General features: G+C 60.9%; 22 protein-coding genes, 1 pseudogene and 1 riboswitch. Of the genes and pseudogenes, 11 read left to right on the forward strand and 12 right to left on the reverse strand.

Annotated features, from left to right (window positions below; translation table 11 throughout):
- Positions 1–48 precede the first annotated feature (48 nt).
- Positions 49–172: riboswitch (yybP-ykoY riboswitch) on the forward strand.
- Positions 173–263: 91 nt separating this feature from the next.
- The gene (locus ACSSVC_RS30095) at positions 264–848 is read left to right on the forward strand and encodes a TMEM165/GDT1 family protein (RefSeq protein WP_102860988.1); all 585 of its coding nucleotides are present in this window, start codon (positions 264–266) and stop codon (positions 846–848) included.
- Positions 849–933: 85 nt separating this feature from the next.
- On the opposite strand, the gene ACSSVC_RS30100 is transcribed toward ACSSVC_RS30095, so the two are convergent.
- Positions 934–1,752, reverse strand: a complete 819-nt coding sequence (locus ACSSVC_RS30100) for a M48 family metallopeptidase (RefSeq protein WP_346633989.1) — start codon at positions 1,750–1,752, stop codon at positions 934–936.
- A 1,362-nt stretch (positions 1,753–3,114) separates the two neighbouring features.
- On the opposite strand from ACSSVC_RS30100, the pseudogene ACSSVC_RS30105 reads away from it, so the two are divergent.
- Both ACSSVC_RS30105 and ACSSVC_RS30110 read left to right on the forward strand, forming a co-directional pair.
- Positions 3,115–3,312, forward strand: a pseudogene (locus ACSSVC_RS30105) (HAMP domain-containing protein); the annotation flags it as partial.
- Positions 3,313–3,423: 111 nt separating this feature from the next.
- Positions 3,424–4,167: a methyl-accepting chemotaxis protein gene (locus ACSSVC_RS30110; protein WP_370059449.1), complete on the forward strand. Its 744-nt coding sequence runs from the start codon at positions 3,424–3,426 to the stop codon at positions 4,165–4,167.
- Positions 4,168–4,282: 115 nt separating this feature from the next.
- On the opposite strand, the gene ACSSVC_RS30115 is transcribed toward ACSSVC_RS30110, so the two are convergent.
- From ACSSVC_RS30115 to ACSSVC_RS30125, 3 genes are read right to left on the reverse strand one after another with little or no spacing between them, the layout of a single operon-like run.
- The gene (locus tag ACSSVC_RS30115) at positions 4,283–4,903 is read right to left on the reverse strand and encodes an SOS response-associated peptidase (protein ID WP_346633835.1); all 621 of its coding nucleotides are present in this window, start codon (positions 4,901–4,903) and stop codon (positions 4,283–4,285) included.
- A 35-nt stretch (positions 4,904–4,938) separates the two neighbouring features.
- The gene (locus tag ACSSVC_RS30120; protein ID WP_123724797.1) at positions 4,939–5,199 is read right to left on the reverse strand and encodes a putative signal transducing protein; all 261 of its coding nucleotides are present in this window, start codon (positions 5,197–5,199) and stop codon (positions 4,939–4,941) included.
- 16 nt (positions 5,200–5,215) lie between these two features.
- Positions 5,216–5,398, reverse strand: a complete 183-nt coding sequence (locus ACSSVC_RS30125) for a CPXCG motif-containing cysteine-rich protein (RefSeq protein ID WP_016967048.1) — start codon at positions 5,396–5,398, stop codon at positions 5,216–5,218.
- Between the two features lie 139 nt (positions 5,399–5,537).
- On the opposite strand from ACSSVC_RS30125, the gene ACSSVC_RS30130 reads away from it, so the two are divergent.
- Positions 5,538–6,704, forward strand: a complete 1,167-nt coding sequence (locus tag ACSSVC_RS30130; RefSeq protein WP_346633834.1) for a 1-acyl-sn-glycerol-3-phosphate acyltransferase — start codon at positions 5,538–5,540, stop codon at positions 6,702–6,704.
- 66 nt (positions 6,705–6,770) lie between these two features.
- On the opposite strand, the gene ACSSVC_RS30135 is transcribed toward ACSSVC_RS30130, so the two are convergent.
- Positions 6,771–7,058 carry a hypothetical protein gene (locus ACSSVC_RS30135; protein ID WP_492611806.1) on the reverse strand — a complete coding sequence of 96 codons (288 nt, stop codon included), beginning with the start codon at positions 7,056–7,058 and terminating at the stop codon, positions 6,771–6,773.
- Between the two features lie 190 nt (positions 7,059–7,248).
- Between ACSSVC_RS30135 and ACSSVC_RS30140 the strand changes: the two genes are divergently transcribed.
- Entirely contained in the window at positions 7,249–7,455 is a 207-nt protein-coding gene (locus tag ACSSVC_RS30140; protein WP_011063378.1) for a hypothetical protein, read from the forward strand.
- 88 nt (positions 7,456–7,543) lie between these two features.
- Here ACSSVC_RS30140 and ACSSVC_RS30145 read toward each other — a convergent pair whose 3' ends face one another.
- Complete coding sequence (locus tag ACSSVC_RS30145; protein ID WP_317069912.1) at positions 7,544–8,128, reverse strand: YajG family lipoprotein; 585 nt, start codon at positions 8,126–8,128, stop codon at positions 7,544–7,546.
- A 208-nt stretch (positions 8,129–8,336) separates the two neighbouring features.
- On the opposite strand from ACSSVC_RS30145, the gene ACSSVC_RS30150 reads away from it, so the two are divergent.
- Together ACSSVC_RS30150 and mqo are read left to right on the forward strand one after the other, a co-directional pair.
- Positions 8,337–8,570, forward strand: coding sequence for a hypothetical protein (locus ACSSVC_RS30150; protein WP_346633832.1), 234 nt, complete (start codon positions 8,337–8,339; stop codon positions 8,568–8,570).
- 739 nt (positions 8,571–9,309) lie between these two features.
- Complete coding sequence (gene mqo / locus ACSSVC_RS30155; protein WP_123724802.1) at positions 9,310–10,821, forward strand: malate dehydrogenase (quinone); 1,512 nt, start codon at positions 9,310–9,312, stop codon at positions 10,819–10,821.
- A 67-nt stretch (positions 10,822–10,888) separates the two neighbouring features.
- Here the strand turns inward: mqo and ACSSVC_RS30160 are convergent, their stop codons facing one another.
- The 4 genes from ACSSVC_RS30160 to ACSSVC_RS30175 all read right to left on the reverse strand — a co-directional run bounded on the left by ACSSVC_RS30160 (position 10,889) and on the right by ACSSVC_RS30175 (position 12,872).
- Complete coding sequence (locus ACSSVC_RS30160) at positions 10,889–11,176, reverse strand: PA4642 family protein (RefSeq protein WP_346633831.1); 288 nt, start codon at positions 11,174–11,176, stop codon at positions 10,889–10,891.
- Between the two features lie 63 nt (positions 11,177–11,239).
- Positions 11,240–11,725 carry a hypothetical protein gene (locus ACSSVC_RS30165; protein WP_102860276.1) on the reverse strand — a complete coding sequence of 162 codons (486 nt, stop codon included), beginning with the start codon at positions 11,723–11,725 and terminating at the stop codon, positions 11,240–11,242.
- A 112-nt stretch (positions 11,726–11,837) separates the two neighbouring features.
- The gene (locus ACSSVC_RS30170) at positions 11,838–12,311 is read right to left on the reverse strand and encodes a WbuC family cupin fold metalloprotein (protein WP_446439130.1); all 474 of its coding nucleotides are present in this window, start codon (positions 12,309–12,311) and stop codon (positions 11,838–11,840) included.
- A gap of 3 nt (positions 12,312–12,314) precedes the next feature.
- Complete coding sequence (locus tag ACSSVC_RS30175; protein WP_042941423.1) at positions 12,315–12,872, reverse strand: hypoxanthine-guanine phosphoribosyltransferase; 558 nt, start codon at positions 12,870–12,872, stop codon at positions 12,315–12,317.
- A 165-nt stretch (positions 12,873–13,037) separates the two neighbouring features.
- Between ACSSVC_RS30175 and upp the strand changes: the two genes are divergently transcribed.
- Complete coding sequence (gene upp, locus ACSSVC_RS30180; RefSeq protein ID WP_346633829.1) at positions 13,038–13,676, forward strand: uracil phosphoribosyltransferase; 639 nt, start codon at positions 13,038–13,040, stop codon at positions 13,674–13,676.
- A 2-nt stretch (positions 13,677–13,678) separates the two neighbouring features.
- A complete protein-coding gene (locus ACSSVC_RS30185) occupies positions 13,679–14,953 on the forward strand; it encodes a uracil-xanthine permease family protein (RefSeq protein WP_016965962.1) in 1,275 nt (424 codons plus the stop codon).
- A gap of 55 nt (positions 14,954–15,008) precedes the next feature.
- Here ACSSVC_RS30185 and hemH read toward each other — a convergent pair whose 3' ends face one another.
- The gene (gene hemH, locus ACSSVC_RS30190) at positions 15,009–16,034 is read right to left on the reverse strand and encodes a ferrochelatase (RefSeq protein ID WP_346633828.1); all 1,026 of its coding nucleotides are present in this window, start codon (positions 16,032–16,034) and stop codon (positions 15,009–15,011) included.
- Positions 16,035–16,047: 13 nt separating this feature from the next.
- Positions 16,048–16,950 (reverse strand): TIGR01777 family oxidoreductase, encoded by a 903-nt coding sequence (locus ACSSVC_RS30195; RefSeq protein ID WP_346633827.1) that lies wholly within the window; start codon positions 16,948–16,950, stop codon positions 16,048–16,050.
- 194 nt (positions 16,951–17,144) lie between these two features.
- Here ACSSVC_RS30195 and ACSSVC_RS30200 point away from each other — a divergent pair, with 194 nt between their 5' ends.
- Positions 17,145–18,131 (forward strand): NAD(P)/FAD-dependent oxidoreductase, encoded by a 987-nt coding sequence (locus tag ACSSVC_RS30200; RefSeq protein WP_346633826.1) that lies wholly within the window; start codon positions 17,145–17,147, stop codon positions 18,129–18,131.
- Positions 18,128–18,343: a TIGR02450 family Trp-rich protein gene (locus ACSSVC_RS30205; protein WP_346633825.1), complete on the forward strand. Its 216-nt coding sequence runs from the start codon at positions 18,128–18,130 to the stop codon at positions 18,341–18,343. Before ACSSVC_RS30200 ends, ACSSVC_RS30205 begins: the two co-directional genes overlap by 4 nt.
- The last annotated feature ends 72 nt before the right edge of the window (positions 18,344–18,415 follow it).

Consider the following 18,415-nt stretch of genomic DNA (forward strand, 5'->3'; position numbering starts at 1 on the left):
TCTTTTTCGCAAACAAGGCTTGCCGAATGGATTTTGCCTAGGCAGAATCCGCTCCGTCCTAGGGGAGTAGTCTCCCACGAGCGCCACGCTCGTCCGGCATGCGTCAACATACTTGGTCCTCAGACCATGGCGCATGCGACCCAAGAGTCCGCACAGACGGACCGCAGGGTTTGACAAGACCTATGACACGCACACCTTACCCGGGGCGGGAAGGCTGTACGTGTCATAGCCGTGTCGACCCGCCCCTTAGGAAAACCCTGATGATGCTGGATTCTCTCCTCGTTCCCACCGCAATCGTTGCCTTGGCCGAAATCGGCGACAAGACGCAACTGCTCGCCCTGATTCTGGCCGCCCGCTTTCGCAAACCCTGGCCCATCATCGCCGGTATCGTCGCCGCGACCCTGGCCAACCATGCGGCCGCCGGCGCGGTAGGTGCCTGGTTCGGCAGCTTCTTCTCCGACGCAACCCTGCACTGGATTCTTGCCGCCAGCTTCACCGCCACGGCCCTGTGGACCCTGGTTCCGGACAAGATGGATGACGATGAGGCCACTACCGCCCGCAAGTTCGGGCCCTTCCTCACGACCCTGATCGCGTTCTTCCTGGCTGAAATCGGCGACAAGACCCAGGTCGCTACGGTCATGCTGGCGGCGCAATATCCGGATCTGTGGCTGGTGATCATCGGCACCACCCTGGGCATGCTGATTGCCAACGTACCGGTGGTTCTGGCGGGTAACTTCGCTGCGGACAAGCTGCCCCTGACCCTGATTCGTCGACTGGCGGCGACGGCCTTCTTCATCCTCGCCGTGGTGGCGGTGTACAAGGCCATGCAGATCAGTGGCTGGCTGTAAATGAAATCGCCGGCAAACCGACTCCCACACAACCTGTAGGAGCCGGCTTGCCGGCGAAAGCCTCAGCGAAAATGAGGCGAAGGGATCAGGACTTCTTGGCCTGCTCATACAGCGGCATCACCTTCGGAATCGCCGCCTGCAAAGACGCGATACGGCTGGTGGAAGCCGGGTGAGTACTCATGAACTCGGGCGGCGCAGAACCACCGGCAGCCTGACCCATCTTGTTCCACAAGCTGATGGCCGCGTTCGGGTTGTAACCGGCGCGGGCGGCCAGCTCCAGACCAATCAGGTCCGCTTCGTTTTCGTTCTCGCGGCTGTTGGGCAGAGTCATCAGCAGGCTCACCCCATTGTCACCCAGGGCAACCGTTTCCTGGGAAACCCCGAACAGGGTAGCGATCTGCTTGCCTGCACCGACCGCGTACTGCTTGGACATCGCCTCACGACCATGCTCACGCAGGGCGTGTGCAATCTCGTGGCCCATTACCGCAGCAATTTCATCGTCGGTCAGTTTCAGTTTTTCGATCAGACCGGAGTAGAAAATGATCTTGCCGCCAGGACCGCAGTTGGCGTTGAGTTCGTCGCTCTTGATCAGGTTGACTTCCCACTTCCACTGCGCGCAGTCGGGGCGGAAGGTCGGCGCCTGGGCGATCAGGCGGTTGGCGATGACCTGCAGGCGCTTGGCGTTGGCACTGGTCTTGTCCAGCACGCCCTGGCTGCTGGCCTCTCCCAGGGTCTCCTGATAGGACTGAGCATAGGACTGATTGACCTCGGCACTGGACACCATGCTGAACATGGATTGCTTGCGATCCACACCCACCACGCCACCGCTGGTGGTGTTGACCGTTTCACAGCCGGTCAGCAAAACAGCGGCGCTCAATGCACATACGAGTAACGACTTCTTCATCATGAAACCTCCCTGAAAACATGGCGCGTATCCTAAGGGCGGAACTGTGTCCGCGCCAGATGCAAAACACGCATTCAGTCGCAATTCAGATACATCCAGACCCTGACAAAAAAACTTCACATACCGCCCAAGGCCTCCAACCGCCGCAACACGTCCCCGCCAATCACGACCTCTACCCATCTGAAACAGGCATTTCGCCTCTCAAGGCTAATGACCGGTGAGGCTGCGGCCGATACAGCACGGCAGACCTAAATTCCTGCGCCCGGAGCCTCTATGAAGTTCAAGTCGATCCAGTTTTCCGTCGCCGCCCTGGCCGGTGCCATTGTCCTCAGCGTGGTTGCAGCCCTGGTGCTGTACGCCCTGTTCTCCGGCGCCAGGACCCAGCAAATGGTGCAAGAGCGGACCCAGGCCCAATTCGAGCAAGTCATCGAACAGCGCCTGAGCGGCCTGGCGCAGACTCAGGTCAGCCAGATCCAACGGGAACTGGAAGCGCCACTGCTGATTGCCGGCGGCCTGGTGCGGGTCAATGCCCTGATGGGCACCCAGGACTCCCAAAGCCATGCCGGACTCAGCCTCACCCGTGAACAGCTGATCGCCCTGATCAAGGAAAACGTTACCCAGAATCCGAAGATCCTCGGCGCCTACATCGGCTGGGAGCCTGGCGCCATCGACCACAATGACGCGGCCTACGTCGGCACCTCGGTGGTGGGCATCGACGCCGCCAACGGGCGCTTCCTGCCCTGGTGGTTCCGCAACGAAGACGGCAGCCTGGGCCTGGACAAGCTGGCCGACGTCAACGACCGGACCCTACTCTCCACCGGCGTGCGCACCAGCGAGTACTACCTGTGCTCCCAGGACAGCCTCAAGTCCTGCGTCATCGACCCCGCCCCGTACAAGGTCGGCGACAAGGTGGTGATGCTCGCCTCCTTTATTCAGCCCATCCTGCTCAACGGCAAATTCCAGGGCATCGTCGGCGCCGACCTGTCGGTGAACTTCATCCAGGACATGCTGGTCGCTGCCAATCAGAAGCTCTACAGCGGCGCCGGAGAAATGGCCCTGATCGGTGGCAATGGCCGTCTGGTGGCCTACACCAAGGATTCAAGCAAGTTCGGCGAGAAGGTCAGCGATGTTCTGCGCCAAGACACCGTGGCCAGACTGTCCAACCTCAAGCGCGGCGAAGTGACCTACAACGTCGACCAGGCCAACGGCCAGATTGCCCTGTACCTGCCGTTCGGTATCGGCCAGACCGATGCCAACTGGACGTTGATGCTGCAACTGCCCTTGGGGGCGGTGATGGCCGATCTGGACAAACTGCAGGGCGACCTGGCTGAACAGCGCAAGGCCGACACTTTCGGCATGGCCATGGTCGGCCTGGTGATTGCCGGCCTCGGCCTGCTGGTGATCTGGTTGGTGGGGCATGGCATCGCACGTCCGCTGCGGCAAATGGTGGCCATGCTCGATGATATCGCCCAGGGCGAAGGTGATCTGACCCGGCGCCTGACCAGCGACCGAGCCGACGAGCTGGGCTCCATCGCCAAAGGCTTCAACACCTTCCTGGCCAAGCTGCAGGCAATGATCAGCCAGGTGGTGACCTCGGTGCAGAGCGTCAGCGACTCCTCGGAACACACCGCCGATATCGCCATTCGGACCAACCAGGGCGTGCATAAACAGATGGTGGAAATCGATCAGGTGGCCACCGCGGTGCATGAAATGACCGCCACCGCCCAGGACGTGGCACGCAATGCGACCCAGGCCGCGCAAGCGGCCAGCCATGCCGATCAGGCCGCCAGCCAGGGCATGCAGATCGTCCGCGACACATCCAGCGCGATTGGCGCCCTGGCCGAGGAAATCGGCCGTGCAGTCGGCGTGGTGCAGACCCTGGCCAAGGACAGCGAAAACATCAATGCCATCCTCATCGCCATTCGCGGGATTGCCGAGCAGACCAACCTGCTGGCCCTTAACGCAGCGATCGAGGCGGCAAGGGCCGGCGAACAGGGCCGCGGCTTTGCCGTGGTCGCCGACGAAGTGCGCAACCTGGCACAGAAGACCCAGCAGGCCACGGAAGAAATCCAGTCGATGATCCAGCAACTGCAGCAGGGCACCCGGGAAGTGGTGCGGGTCATGGAGGACAGCCAGCACAAGACTGACCAGAGCGTGGAGCATGCAGCCAAGGCGGCCCAAGCCCTGGAAACCATCACTCAGGCGGTGTCGGTGATCAACGACATGAACACCCAGATCGCCAGCGCCGCCGAGGAGCAGAGCGCAGTGGCCGAGGACATCAACCGCAACGTGATCAACATCGGCCAGGTGGCCAACGAAGTGGCCGGCGGCGCCGACGAATCCAGCGCCGCCAGTGCCGGGCTGACCAAGCTCGCCGAACAGCAACGACGCCTGATCAACCAGTTCAAGGTCTAATCACGGACCTGTAGGAGCCGGCTTGCCGGCGAAAGCGATCCTGGCTTGGGCAGCAAACCGGGGGGCCTCTTCGCTGGCAAGCCAGCTCCTACAGCCAACTCCTGCAGTTGATGCTTCAGGCGGGGGTCAGGCACTCGGGGCCGTTGAGCTTGGGGTCGTTGACCAGATTGGCCAGGACCCGCTCGCGCAAGGCGGCAGGCGGGCTGGCGAGCAAGGCTTGCAAGGCATGCAGCGGTGTCTCGGGATCGAGCCAGACTTCCTGGGCGCCAGCATCCAGGATCAACGGTCGACGCAAATTGGAAGCGGCCTGAGTCACCACGGCAGTGCTCAGCCAGACCTGTTCCTGTACCGGATAGGCCTCCCAGATCGCAGCAAAGAAGATCGACGACCCCTCGCCTGGCGTCAGCCAATAGGGGCGTTTGCGACTCCCTCCGCGCCATTCATAGAAGCCGTTGGCCGGTAGCAGGCAGCGGCGCTCACGGAATGCCTGGCGAAACATCGGCTGCTCCGCCAGGGTTTCCGCCCGGGCATGGGCCGGCGTACGCGACAGGTCTGTCAACCAGGGCGGGGTCAGGCCCCAACGAGCCCGGGCCAGAGCGCGCTGGCCGTTTTCGGCCCGCTGGATCAGCACCGAATCATTGGGCGATATATTCCACTGCGCGCGCTGATCCTCGGGAAATCCCGGCAAGGCGGCAAATGCAGGGTTCCAGCGAAACAGGGCATAACGTCCACACATGGGGCAATACAACTCTCGGCAAATCGGCGCTCAGCCTAACAGACCAGCACCCCGGCAAAACTATCCGGTTCTTCAAAGGGCAACGGCAGGGCCGCATTGTACGCAGCGATCAACTCCCGCGCTTGCTGCGCCTGATCGTTCTCCACCGTCAGCCCCAGCAGCCCGAACAACGGCAACTCCCCCGCCCCACCCAGCAGGTCGCGCCCTTGCAGGTGCGCCTCGATGCCCTCGCTCGCCAGCATGCACTGGAGCAACTCGCCTTCCATCAGATTTTCCGGCTCGTAGATGCGCTGCATAAGGACCACTCCCCACTCAGTCATTTTCACTGTGGACGTCGAGCATCCATTCCCGACCATCGGTTTGTAGCGTGAAGACAATGGGTCGGCAGCACACCGGACAGTCTTCAATATAGGTCTGGTCGCCAGCGGACAGGTCCAGTACAGCTTCCGCCTGTTCGCCACAGTAGGGGCATTGATAATGGTCGGTTTCCAGCATCGCCGTCTCCAGAGTGACTTATGCGTATAATCGCCGGTCTATTTGCAGGGCTTTTTTTGTTTGAGCTGAACTTTCAGACCATGCCCGGCTTTTTTCGATACAAACCTTTTCTTACCCTAGCCGTTTCTAACAAGAGAGCATGATGGGCGAATTCGATGCCATCCGACCTTACCACGACAGCGAAGTACCAGCGGTGCTGGCCCGGCTGCTCAGCGACAAGGCGTTTCTAGATATCCTCACCCACTTTCGCTTCCCGCGTTTTGCCCATACTTTCGGCTGGCTGCTCAAACCCCTGATCGCCCATCGCCTGCGCCGCGAATTCGCCGGAGTCACTTCGGTGGCGACCCTGCAGGACAAGGTCGAGTTCTACGTCGACCACACCATTGAACGTGCCACCGACGGCGTGACCTATACCGGCGTCGAGCAGTTCAAGTCCGGCACCGCCTATGTGTTTCTGGCCAACCATCGCGACATCGTCATGGACCCGGCCTTCGTCAACTACGCGGTATATCACGCCGGCCTGCCGACACCGCGCATCGCCATTGGCGACAACCTGCTGCAGAAGCCGTTCGTCAGTGACCTGATGCGCCTGAACAAGAGTTTCATCGTCCACCGCTCCATCAGCGGGCGTCGGGAAAAACTCGCGGCCTATCAACTGCTCTCGGCCTACATCAACCATTCGATCCGCAACGACGGCCAGTCGATCTGGATTGCCCAGGCCGAAGGCCGGGCCAAGGATGGCGACGACCGCACCGAGTCGGCGATCCTCAAGATGTTCCACATGAGCCGCAAGGATGAACCGTTCGGCGAAGTCATCCAATCGCTGAACCTGACCCCGGTGTCCATCAGCTACGAATATGACCCGTGCGATCAGGCCAAGGCCCGGGAGCTGTATATCCGCGCCACCACCGGCAGCTACACCAAGGCGCCAGGGGAGGATGACGTGAGCATCGCCAAAGGCATCACTGGCTATAAAGGCCGGGTCCACGTGAATTTTGCCGCCCCCATCAGCGAACTGTTCGAAGACACCAAGCAATTGGCCATGGAAATGGACCGGCAGATTCTCGGCGGCTATCGCCTGTTCCCGGTGCATTACCTGGCCTATGCCCAGTGGAACGATGCCGACCCGCAACTGCAGGTACCGAGCGCCGCCGAGGTCTTTGCGCCCCAGGAACTGGCCAAGGCCGAGGAAGAATGGCAGCGCCGACTGGACGCCTGCCCACCGGAGCACCGCCCTTATCTGGTGCTGCAATATGCCAATCCGGTGCGCAATCAGTACCGGGTCAAGGCAGGCCTGGCGCTGTAATCGCGGCACTGCAATGCACAACGGCGCCTGCGGGCGCCGTTGTCATGTCTACGGTTCAAGGATCGATCAGAAACGCGTACTGATCCAAGAGACCAGCAACGCCAGCCCCAGGCAGGCAAAACCGAAGCGGTAGAAGAATCGGTTCATTCGCAAAGTGGCGGGGTCCAGCATCAGCAGAGGCTGATCCACGGCCCGGCCTTCACTCTGGACTGCAAGGTTGGCCAGGGCCCGCCGTTCACGGCGACGAGTGGCGTGCAACAGCCAGCTGCCCGGGCAAGCGAACAGCAACGCCAGCAGGTTGATCAATTTGGCAGGGTGGGCGTTGAACATCAACCAGATCAGTTGCAGCGACATCATGAACCTCGAATGAAACCTGTATTCGGGCCGTCGAGTGCACCCGCGGCGCGGATTCTACTCAATCCCCGAATAAACGCGGGGGGCTTTCCGACCAATAACGAGGCGTCGATCAATTAATTTAAAACGTCATCTTTTCGTCATCTAAACAAGCCAGTCTGTTGCCCCTCGATGCCCCACGGAGCTTGTCATGCTGCACGCAGAAAACCAGGATCGCCTTTATCTGATCGCCCCTAGTGAAGAACAGCAGGCGCTGGTGGGCGCCCTGGCCTTCAACGTTCAGGACCGACACTGGCTGGTGTATTGCGCCCTGGGTGGGCATCAGCATGCGGACCTGCCGGAAACCGATCTGCTGACCGGCGTCAGCATGCTGGACTTCTACGTCGAAGCGGCCTGATCTGCGCCCATAAAAAAGCCCGGCTCGCCATCAGGCAGCCGGGCTTTGGCATTACTTGGCCAGGGCTCAGGCCCCGGCCAGGCACGGATTACTCACCGAGGATCTGGCCCACGGTCGGATCCTTGAACAGACGGGTCAGCGCATCGCTCAGTACATCGCCCACCAGCTTGGTGTTGGTGTCCTGGTTCGGTGCCATGCCGAAACGCTGGTCAAGGGACGCGCCATAGCGACCGCTGTAGCGCCGGTTGGCGTTCTGCACATCGGAACGGAAGGTGGCGCCAATGGTGGCCTCGGTCACGTACAGGCCTTCTTTGGGCGACTGGTACTTGAGCTCGGCCAGGGTCACGGTCAACTGCGGAGCGTTGCTGCCGCCCGCCGTCGGGGTGAAGCCCAACAGACGCACCGCGGCTTCGGCCTGGGCCTGCAGCTTCGGCAGGATCTGCGCGCTCTGCACAGTAATGGCACTGGTTTCCGGATACAGGCCGCCACGGGTACCCAGGGTGGGCGATGGACGTCCATCAACCACTTTCACCACCACCGGCTGGCCATGGCCAACGGGGGCCAACTGGGTCGTGAGCTTCGGCTCCGGGCTCAGTTGTTGCGGGCTGTGGGCGCAACCCACCAGCGACAGGCTGGTCACAGTGATCAAACCGAACAACAGGCGTTGCAACATGCTCATCTCTCCAGGAATCAGGCACAAACAGGGCCGCAGTATAGCGGTGCATAACCGCGACGAACCAGCGTCAGGCAAGAGTTAGTCAAGTCTCAGACAGGTGCCGTACAACCAGGTTCCTGTAACCTGCCGTTCACTCGCAATACATCATGATGTAACGGCTCAAGGGCACTCTTATCGTCAATGACACACTCACAGGTGTTCGGTTATGAACTTCCTTCGCTCCCTGTTCGCCCCGCGTCAGCAGTTCCGCAGTTTTGCCCTGCTCGATGGCCAAGGCCGTTGCTGCGCCTTCAAGCACTGCCCCACAGCCCCCGTGGGTGACGGCTGGGTGGAAATCGAAGAGATTCGCCTGAACTGGTTGCACCAGGTATTGCCCGCCAGCGCCCGGATCAGCCCACGCTGCGCCCGGTCCGTGGTGCAACCGATACTGGCCACCTGACCAACAGCCTAATAAAAGTCACGAAACAGGATCATTTCTGCGCATTTCTTCGTTACAATCTCCCCCCGATTATAAGGACGTCTCCTGATCGGGCCTCGCAGTACCGCCAACGCCACTGCATTGGCACCCCGCACCGCCCACAGAGAGCCGCCCACACAGATCGAGTGAAGCTGGCGTGCTTGCTGTACCACCTTGCAAACCTCCACTTTTCGCGAATCTGCAGAGCTGCCATTGCTCGGCCACTGAAGCTGTTTGCCCGTTGTGCCCGCATGCCTTGCATGCCGGCAACACCGCTCGGGCCAGGTGCCAGGCCGAGGCAGCCCTTTTTTGAGGTTCACGTCTTCAAAAGAGCGTGAAAAAACGGGTTTTCACAACTTCACAAGAGTGTGGCGAGCAAATGAATAGTTTTGCGTCTGAACTGGCACCATTAGCCTCTACAACAGCCCAATTACACAGGACCGAGCCCTCCTCAGACACTTGCGCTTGATGCCTGTCCGCTGACGGATTTGGTTGCACGAACGGATGTATCGACCATAAGTCGAATTGCCCGAGGCTCCCCGAGATGCGTTCATATGCACCTTGAGGCCCGATTGGCAGCGTCCGCAGTAGTTGCAAAGAATTGCGAAGATTCGGACATGGCAATCCTGGCCATGGGTAACCTGGGGCATCACGTGAACCGCCCCATCACTCCTGGCAGCCATGCCGTCAATTTGGTGCTGCAGATTTTGGAGACGCGTTAATGGCGCATAACGAAGCAGTAGACGTCGTATTGGTTGGGGCCGGCATCATGAGTGCCACCCTCGCTGTACTGCTCAAAGAGCTCGACCCCGCAATCAAGCTGGAAGTCGTCGAGCTGATGGATTCGGGTGCCGCGGAGAGTTCCAACCCGTGGAACAACGCCGGCACCGGCCACGCAGGTCTCTGTGAGCTGAACTACACGCCACAGGCCGCCGATGGCAGCGTTGATATCAAGAAAGCCGTGCACATCAACACCCAGTTCGAGGTGTCGAAGCAGTTCTGGTCCTACTTGACCAAGCAAGGCACGTTCGGCTCGTCCAAGTCATTCATCAGCCCAGTGCCGCACCTGAGCTTCGTGCAGGGCGACAAGGGTGTGTCCTTCCTCAAGAAGCGTTTTGAAGTGCTGAGCCAGCACCATGCCTTCGCGGACATGGAATACACCGAAGACAAGGCCAAGATGGCCGAGTGGATGCCGCTGATGATGCCGGGCCGCCCGGCAGACGAAACCATCGCCGCGACCCGGGTGATCAACGGCACCGACGTCAACTTCGGCGCCTTGACCAACCAGTTGCTCAAGCACCTGACCAGCGCCCCCGATGCCCAGGTCAAGTACTGCAAGCGCGTGACCGGCCTCAAGCGCAACAAGGACAACGGTTGGACCGTGAGCATCAAGGACGTCAACAGCGGCAACAGCCGTGAAGTCGACGCAAAGTTCGTGTTCCTCGGTGCGGGTGGCGCGGCCCTGCCGCTGCTGCAGGCTTCAGGCATTGAAGAAAGCAAAGGCTTCGGCGGCTTCCCGGTGAGCGGCCAGTGGCTGCGTTGCGACAACCCGGAAGTGGTCAAGCAGCACCAGGCCAAGGTCTACAGCCAGGCCGCCGTGGGTTCGCCACCAATGTCCGTGCCGCACCTGGACACCCGCGTGGTCGACGGCAAGAAGTCCCTGCTGTTCGGACCTTATGCCGGCTTCACCACCAAGTTCCTCAAACATGGCTCGTTCCTTGACCTGCCGATGTCGGTACGCGCCGGCAACATCGGCCCGATGCTGGCCGTGGCCCGGGACAACATGGACCTGACCAAGTACCTGGTCAGCGAAGTCATGCAGTCCATGGAGCAGCGCCTGGAATCCCTGCGCCGCTTCTACCCGGAGGCCAAGGCCGAAGACTGGCGCCTGGAAGTGGCCGGCCAACGGGTGCAGATCATCAAGAAGGACCCGAAGAAAGGCGGCATCCTGCAGTTCGGTACTGAGCTGGTGGCGGCCAAGGACGGCTCTCTGGCCGCCCTGCTCGGCGCTTCGCCGGGTGCTTCGGTGACCGTTTCGATCATGCTGGAACTGATCGAGCGCTGCTTCCCGGCCAAGGCCAATGGCGAATGGGCTGCCAAGCTCAAGGAAATTTTCCCGGCGCGGGAAAAGGTCCTGGAAACCGACGCGGCGCTCTACCACAAGATCAACAGCGAAAATAACCTGAGCCTGGAGCTGGTCGAGCCAAGCAAGGAAACCGAAAGCTGCGCCTGATCTGACGCCCATAAAAAACGCCCCGGCCTGCAAAGGACGGGGCGTTTTTTTATGCCTTTTGAGCGGTTCAGCCGCGGGCGTTGTCCATCAGTTCGATGTAGTCGGCGGCGTTACGCTGATCCTTGATCAGGTCGACGAAGGTCTGGCCGTGCTCATCCTTGCCGTCCAGATCCAAACCGGCTGCAACGAAGAAGGTCAGGAAGCGCTCAAAGTCGTCGATACGCAGGCCACGATAGGCCTTGATCAGTTTGTGCAGGGACGGCGAAGTGGCGTCGACCGGCTCGAAATCGAGGAACAACTTGATCTGCTCATCGCCGATCTCGTCACCAATCACTTGTTTCTTATCTTTACGCATCGCCGACTCCAGCTCGCAGACATTTCACGGGGCGGGCAGTTTACCCTCAGCCCGCCTCAGGCCTCAACGCGGACGCACGCTGCCGGTGTGCAAGTCAGCCCAGATATGGCCATTGGCATAACTGAGGAACTGGCAATACACAGTGTCGTTACGCAACAGGTCCATCACCGCCCGGTACTGGGCCAGGGGGTAATACAAGGTCAGGGTTCTGGACTTGGCATCGTACTGGGGCTTTTTCAGGCTTTTGCTTTCACCATCGAAATTCACCAGCACCTGGCTGATGGTGGCGCCCTTGTTCAGCGGCTTGCCCTTGAGTCGCACCCATACCGGCGATGTCACCGGAATCGGCTGCTGATTGGATTGGCGCTGGCTGCCGATCACCACGGAATACTCGGTGACCTGCAACAGCTGCTGCTGTTCAGGGACCGAGTCGCGCAGAGTCAGGTCGTCAGGCGGCAGAAATTGCCCATGCAGGGGCGCCGGGGCGGCTGCCAGGGGTAGGCTCAAGCTCAGAAGAAGGGCCGCGCTAGTGCGAATCAACAGGCTCATGACAGGCTCCAATCAAGGGCTGAGCACTCTAGCACGGGTTTTTACCGCAAATCCTGCGCCGCAGTCTGAGGCGACTGCCCCAGGCTGCGGATGCGACAAGCGGGGCACACCATCAGTCGAATTGCGCGCGCATCCAGGCCTGGTATTGCGCCACACCGGGTTCGCCTTCCCGAGGGGCCCAACTGGCCTGCTCGCCCTCGCCCACCGGACGGTAAGGCCCGGCCTTGCACTCGAACATCAGGCTGTCGGGCTCAAGCACCACCAGACCATGGAAGACCCCGGCCGGCAGATCAACACCGATGCAGTCACCACCGGCCTGCAAGACCCGTTTGCCCTGGACCTGGCCCGCTTCATCGAAAATCAGCACGCCAAGCCGCCCCTTGAGCACCAGCAGGGTCTCGGCCTTGTCGGCACTCAGGTGCCGGTGCGGCGGAACGTAGGTGCAAGGTTGCAGCGCCACTGCCATGCGATGGCAGGGCTCTTCCATGGCATGGAAGTTGTGATGCTGACGACCACGGGGATTGGCCGAGGCCTTCTCAGCCAGGTCGCTGAACAACGCTTGATCGAGAAAGCTCGGCCCGGACATGTCTTACATCCCCTTCACGGCGTAAATGCCGGCTGCGTTGCGCCAGTAGCCTTTGTAATCCATGCCGTAGCCGAAGACGTAACGGTCGACGCAAGGCAGGCCCATGTAGTCGGCCTTCAGGTCCGGACGGGCCTTGCGATCGTGTTCCTTGTCGATCAGCACCGCGGTGTGTACTGCACGGGCACCGGCGTGCTTGCAGAAGTCGATGATGGCGCCCAGGGTGTGACCTTCATCAAGAATGTCGTCGATGATCAGCACGTCGCGATCAATAAAGGAGACTTCCGGCTTGGACTTCCAGAACAGCTCGCCGCCGCTGGTTTCGTTGCGATAACGAGTGGCGTGCAGGTAGGAGGCTTCCAGGGGGAACTGCAGGTGGGTCAGCAGTTTGCCGGCGAAGATCAGGCCGCCGTTCATGACGCAGAACACCACCGGATTGCGCTCAGCCAGTTCTTCAGTGATTTGTGCACCGACACGGGCGATGGCCGCCTCGACTTCAGCTTCGGTGTACAGGCAGTCAGCCTCGCGCATGATTTGACGGATATGCTCGAGATCAGCGGACATGGCGCTCTCCAAGGGGGTGGCAGTTTCGGAAAAGCGGGCAAAGGTACGCATCCGGCCCGATCAGATCAAGCGTTTCTGGACTAACGTACTTTATGTCTATAGGACAACAACCCCGGATAGATTAATCTAGGCCGTTTTTTTTGCCCGCCGCCGGAGCCTTTCCCTATGCCCATCCGTGAGATCCGCCATCCGCTGATCCGACACAAACTTGGCCTTATGCGCCGCGCAGACATTAGCACGAAGAACTTTCGCGAGCTCGCTCAGGAAGTCGGTGCCCTGCTGACGTACGAAGCCACCAAAGACCTGCCCCTGGAAAGCTACGAGATTCCAGGCTGGTGCGGCCCTGTCCAGGTCGAGAAAATCGCCGGCAAGAAGATTACCGTAGTACCGATCCTGCGCGCCGGTATCGGCATGCTCGAAGGCGTGCTGAGCCTGATCCCGGGCGCCAAGGTCAGCGCCGTGGGCGTGGCCCGCAACGAAGAAACCCTGCAGGCCCACACCTACCTGGAAAAACTGGTTCCGGAGATCGACGAACGTCTGGCGATGATCATCGACCCGATGCTGGCCACCGGCAGCTCCATGGTCGCCACCATCGACCTGCTGAAAAAAGCCGGCTGCCGGGATATCCGCGCCATGGTCCTGGTGGCCGCCCCGGAAGGCATCGCCGCCGTGGAAAAGGCCCACCCGGACGTGACCATCTACACCGCTTCCATCGATCAGAAGCTCAACGAGCATGGCTACATCATTCCAGGTCTGGGTGATGCCGGTGACAAGATCTTCGGCACCAAGCAGAAGGACTCCTGATCATGCAGGACGAGTTCAACGATCCGCTCTGGCGCCAGGTATTGTCTGGCGCGCAGATGCTCTTCGTGGCCTTTGGCGCCCTGGTGTTGATGCCGCTGATTACCGGTCTTGACCCGAACGTGGCGCTGTTCACGGCGGGTCTCGGGACTCTGTTGTTCCAGGTAGTGACCGGACGCCAGGTGCCGGTCTTCCTGGCGTCGAGCTTTGCCTTCATCACCCCGATCATTCTCGCCAAGGGCCAGTTCGGCCTCGCGGCGACCATGGGCGGGGTGATGGCGGCAGGCTTCGTCTACACCTTTCTGGGGCTGGCGGTGAAGATCAAGGGCACCGGTTTCATCGACCGTCTGCTGCCACCCGTGGTCATCGGCCCGGTGATCATCTCCATCGGCCTGGCCATGGCCCCGATCGCCGCCAACATGGCCATGGGCAAGGCTGGCGATGGCAGCGAGCTGATTCATTACCAGACGGCGATGATGATCTCGATGCCGGCGCTGCTCACCACGCTGATTGTCGCGGTGTTCGGCAAAGGCATCTTCCGTCTCGTACCGATCATTTCCGGGGTGCTGGTGGGCTTTGCCCTGTCCTTCTACTTCGGCGTGGTGGACACCGCGAAGATCGCCGCCGCTCCCTGGCTGGCACTGCCGCATTTCACTGCTCCGGAGTTCAACTGGCAGGCGATCCTGTTCATTGTCCCGGTCGCCCTGGCTCCGGCCATCGAACACATCGGCGGTGTGATTGCCGTCGGCAGCGTCACCGGTCGCGACTACCTGAAGAAACCCGGCCTGCATCGCACCCTGTTCGGTGACGGCATCGCCACCACCGCTGCCGGCCTGTTCGGCGGCCCGCCCAACACCACCTATGCCGAAGTCACTGGTGCGGTGATGCTGACCAAGAACTACAACCCGAAAATCATGACCTGGGCGGCGGTCTTCGCCATCACCCTGGCCTTTATCGGCAAGTTCGGCGCGCTGCTGCAAAGCATCCCGGTACCCGTGATGGGCGGGATTCTCTGCCTGCTGTTCGGTTCGATTGCAGCGGTGGGCATGAACACCCTGATCCGTCACAAGATCGATCTGGGGGAAGCCCGCAACCTGGTGATCGTTTCGGTGACCCTGGTGTTCGGCATCGGCGGCGTACTGGTGGGAACCGGTACCGGTCCGGACGACTTCGGCCTCAAGGGCATCGCCCTGTGCGCCATCGTCGCCATTGTGCTGAACCTGGTGCTGCCGGGTAACGACGGCTGGAAGAACAAGAAGGCCGACGAGCCTCTGATCTGAAGACGCGTTCGCCGGCAAGTCTGCTCCGTAGGAGCCGGCTTGCCGGCGAAGCTGTTTACAACGCCAACGGCGCCCTGGCGCACAAGGTGTTCAAGGCCTGAGCCCATTGCGGGTCGTCATTCAGGCACGGGATCAACACCAGATCCTCCCCTCCGGCTTCGCGGAACTGCTCAAGACCGCGATCACCAATTTCCTCCAGGGTCTCGATGCAATCGGCGACAAATGCCGGGCACATCACCATGACCTTCTTCACCCCCTGCTTGGCCAATTCATCAAGCCGCGCCTCGGTGTAAGGCTCGATCCATTTGGCCCGTCCCAAACGCGACTGGAACGACACAGACCATGTGCCATCCGCCAACCCCAGGTACGCGGCCAGGGCCGACGCCGTCCGCATGCACTGGGCGCGATAACAGGTGGCCAATACCGCCGCAGATGCATTGCGGCAGCAATCGGCGTCCTTGAAGCAATGCTGGCCGGTAGGGTCCAGCTTGGTCAGGTGACGCTCCGGCAGGCCGTGAAAGCTGAGCAGCAGGTGATCATGTTCCTGGGCCAGGTACGGTTTGGCACTGGCCGCCAGGGCCTCGATGTACTCCGGCTGATCGTAGAAGGGTTGCAACACGCTGAACTGCACATCCAGCTTGCGCTCGCGCACCACGCGCTTGGCCTCTTCGATCACCGTAGTCACGGTACTGTCGGCGAACTGTGGATAGAGCGGTGCCAGGGTGATTTTCTTCTGTCCCTGGGCCACCAGCTTGAGCAGCGCCGACTCGATCGAAGGCTCGCCGTAACGCATCGCCAACTCCACCGGGCCCTGCTTCCACTGCTCGCTCATCACCTGTTGCAGCCGGCGGCTGAGCACCACCAGCGGCGAACCCTCCTCCCACCAGATCGACGCATAGGCGTGGGCGGACTGCTCCGGGCGCTTGATCAGGATCAGCGACACCAGCAAGCGCCGCACCGGCCAGGGCAGGTCGATGACATAGGGGTCCATGAGGAATTGGTTGAGGTAGCTGCGCACATCCGCCACCGAGGTGGAGGCCGGCGAACCGAGATTGACCAGGAGCAACGCGTGATCGGTCATGCAACGTCCTATTTCAAAGGCGGCTGGACACATCGTCCAGGGCCGCGGACAAATCAGTGAACTGGAAAGTGAATCCTGCCTCCAGCAACCGCGCGGGAACGGCACGCTGGCCACCCAGCAACAGCAACGACAACTCACCCAGCGCCAGGCGCAAGACAAAAGCCGGCAGCGGTATCAGCGCCGGCCGGCGCAGCACGCGCCCCAGGCTCTTGGCGAATTCGCGGTTGCGCACCGGCTTCGGCGCGCAGGCATTATAGGGACCACGTGCCTCATCCTGATGCACAAGAAAATCAATCAGAGCGATTTGGTCGTCGATATGAATCCACGGCATCCACTGACGGCCGTTGCCAATCGGCCCGCCCAGCCCCAGCTTGAACGGCAGCAGCAGGCGCGACAAAAAGCCGCCCTCGGCCGCCAGCACCAAACCAGTGCGCACCAGCACCACACGCACGCCCATGGCTTCGGCACGCTGGGCAGTTTCTTCCCAGGCAATGCACAACTGGCTGGCAAAGTCCTCGTTGACCGGAGGCGAATCCTCGCTCAGCTCCCGCTCGCCACCGTCGCCGTACCAACCCACTGCCGATCCAGAGACCAGTACCCGTGGCTTTTGCTCGCGACTTTCAAGCCAGGCCAGCAGGGTTTCGGTGAGGGTGATACGACTGTTCCATAGCAGCGCCTTGCGCTTGTGGGTCCAGGGTCGATCGGCAATCGGTGCTCCGGCCAGATTGATCACCGCGTCCAACGGCGTCTGGTCCAGCTCTTGCAAAGTCTTGATGGCCCGTACCTGGGGACCGCACAGGGCGGCAACTTTTTCGGGTTGGCGAGTCCATACACTTAGCTGGTGACCCTGGGCCTGCCAATGACGACACAGTGCACGCCCGATCAAACCAGTACCGCCGGTCAGCAATATATGCATGACATCTTCCTCACGTGGCGTTTTACCCGAATCACTAGTCTATTTTTATAAGCAGGGATCTTTTCAAGCGGACAGGCTGTTATCTAACGATAGACAACCTGCCCAACCGATGACGCCGAAAGCTATACCAAATAACAATATTGTACAGGTTTTAGTAGCGGCGTAATCTGTACAGAATGGTAAACGAGGCCCCTATGACAGTACCCATCGCAATCATTGGTACCGGCATCGCCGGACTCTCCGCCGCCCAGGCACTTCGAGATGCCGGGCACAGCGTCCAACTCTTCGACAAAAGCCGCGGCAGTGGTGGGCGTATGTCGAGCAAACGCAGCGATGCCGGCAGCCTGGACCTGGGGGCCCAGTATTTTACCGCCCGCGACCGCCGTTTCGTGACCGAAGTCCAGCGCTGGCAAGCCAAGGGCTGGGTCGCCGAATGGGCGCCGCAACTCTACAACTCCCATGGCGGACAACTCAGTCCTTCTCCCGATGAACAGACTCGCTGGGTCGGCACGCCGCGCATGAGCGCCATCACTCGCGCCCTGATCGGCGACCTGGAAGTGCACTTTGCCTGCCGCATCACGGAAGTCTTCCGCGGCGAACAACACTGGCACCTGCAGGACGCCGAAGGCTTTACCCATGGTCCCTTCAGCCACGTGGTGATCGCCACTCCGGCGCCCCAGGCCACGGCCCTGCTGGCAGCCGCGCCGAAGCTCGCCGGAGTCGCCGCCGGGGTGAAAATGGACCCGACCTGGGCGGTCGCCCTGGCCTTCGATACGCCCCTGGAAACCCCCATGGAGGGTTGCTTCGTCCAGGACAGCCCACTGGACTGGCTGGCCCGCAACCGCAGCAAACCCGGACGCGACAGCCATCTCGACACCTGGATTCTGCATGCCACCAGTGCCTGGAGCCGGCAACACATTGACCTCAGCAAAGAGGCCGTGACCGAGCAACTGCACGGCGCCTTCGCCGAATTGCTGCACAGCGTCATGCCTGCCCCGACCTTCAGCCTGGCCCATCGCTGGCTCTACGCCCGACCGGCAACCAGCCATGAATGGGGCGCGCTGGCCGACGCCGACCTGGGGCTGTACGTATGTGGTGACTGGTGCCTGTCCGGTCGGGTCGAAGGCGCTTGGCTCAGTGGCCAGGAAGCCGCACGCCGTTTGCACGAGAGCCTGCAGTGAATCGACTCAACCCGCGCAAACTGCTGCTGTCGAAATGGACAGCAGCCCACCCGCAACACCGCGAGAAACACTTCCTGGTCACCGAGCTTTTCTGCGACGAAGAAGGCACCGTGCTGGACATCGAACTGCAAGCCGTACTCACCCGACGCAGCCAGCGCCTGAATTGGCAAACCCTGCTCAACGACAGCGACTGGCGAATGGGCTGGCAATAACCCGACAACCTATCGAGCAATACCTATACAAATAATTTGACTTGTACAACTTTAATCCTATGATGAAGACAA

The organism is Pseudomonas sp. E1BtOHC1 (assembly GCF_058744285.1).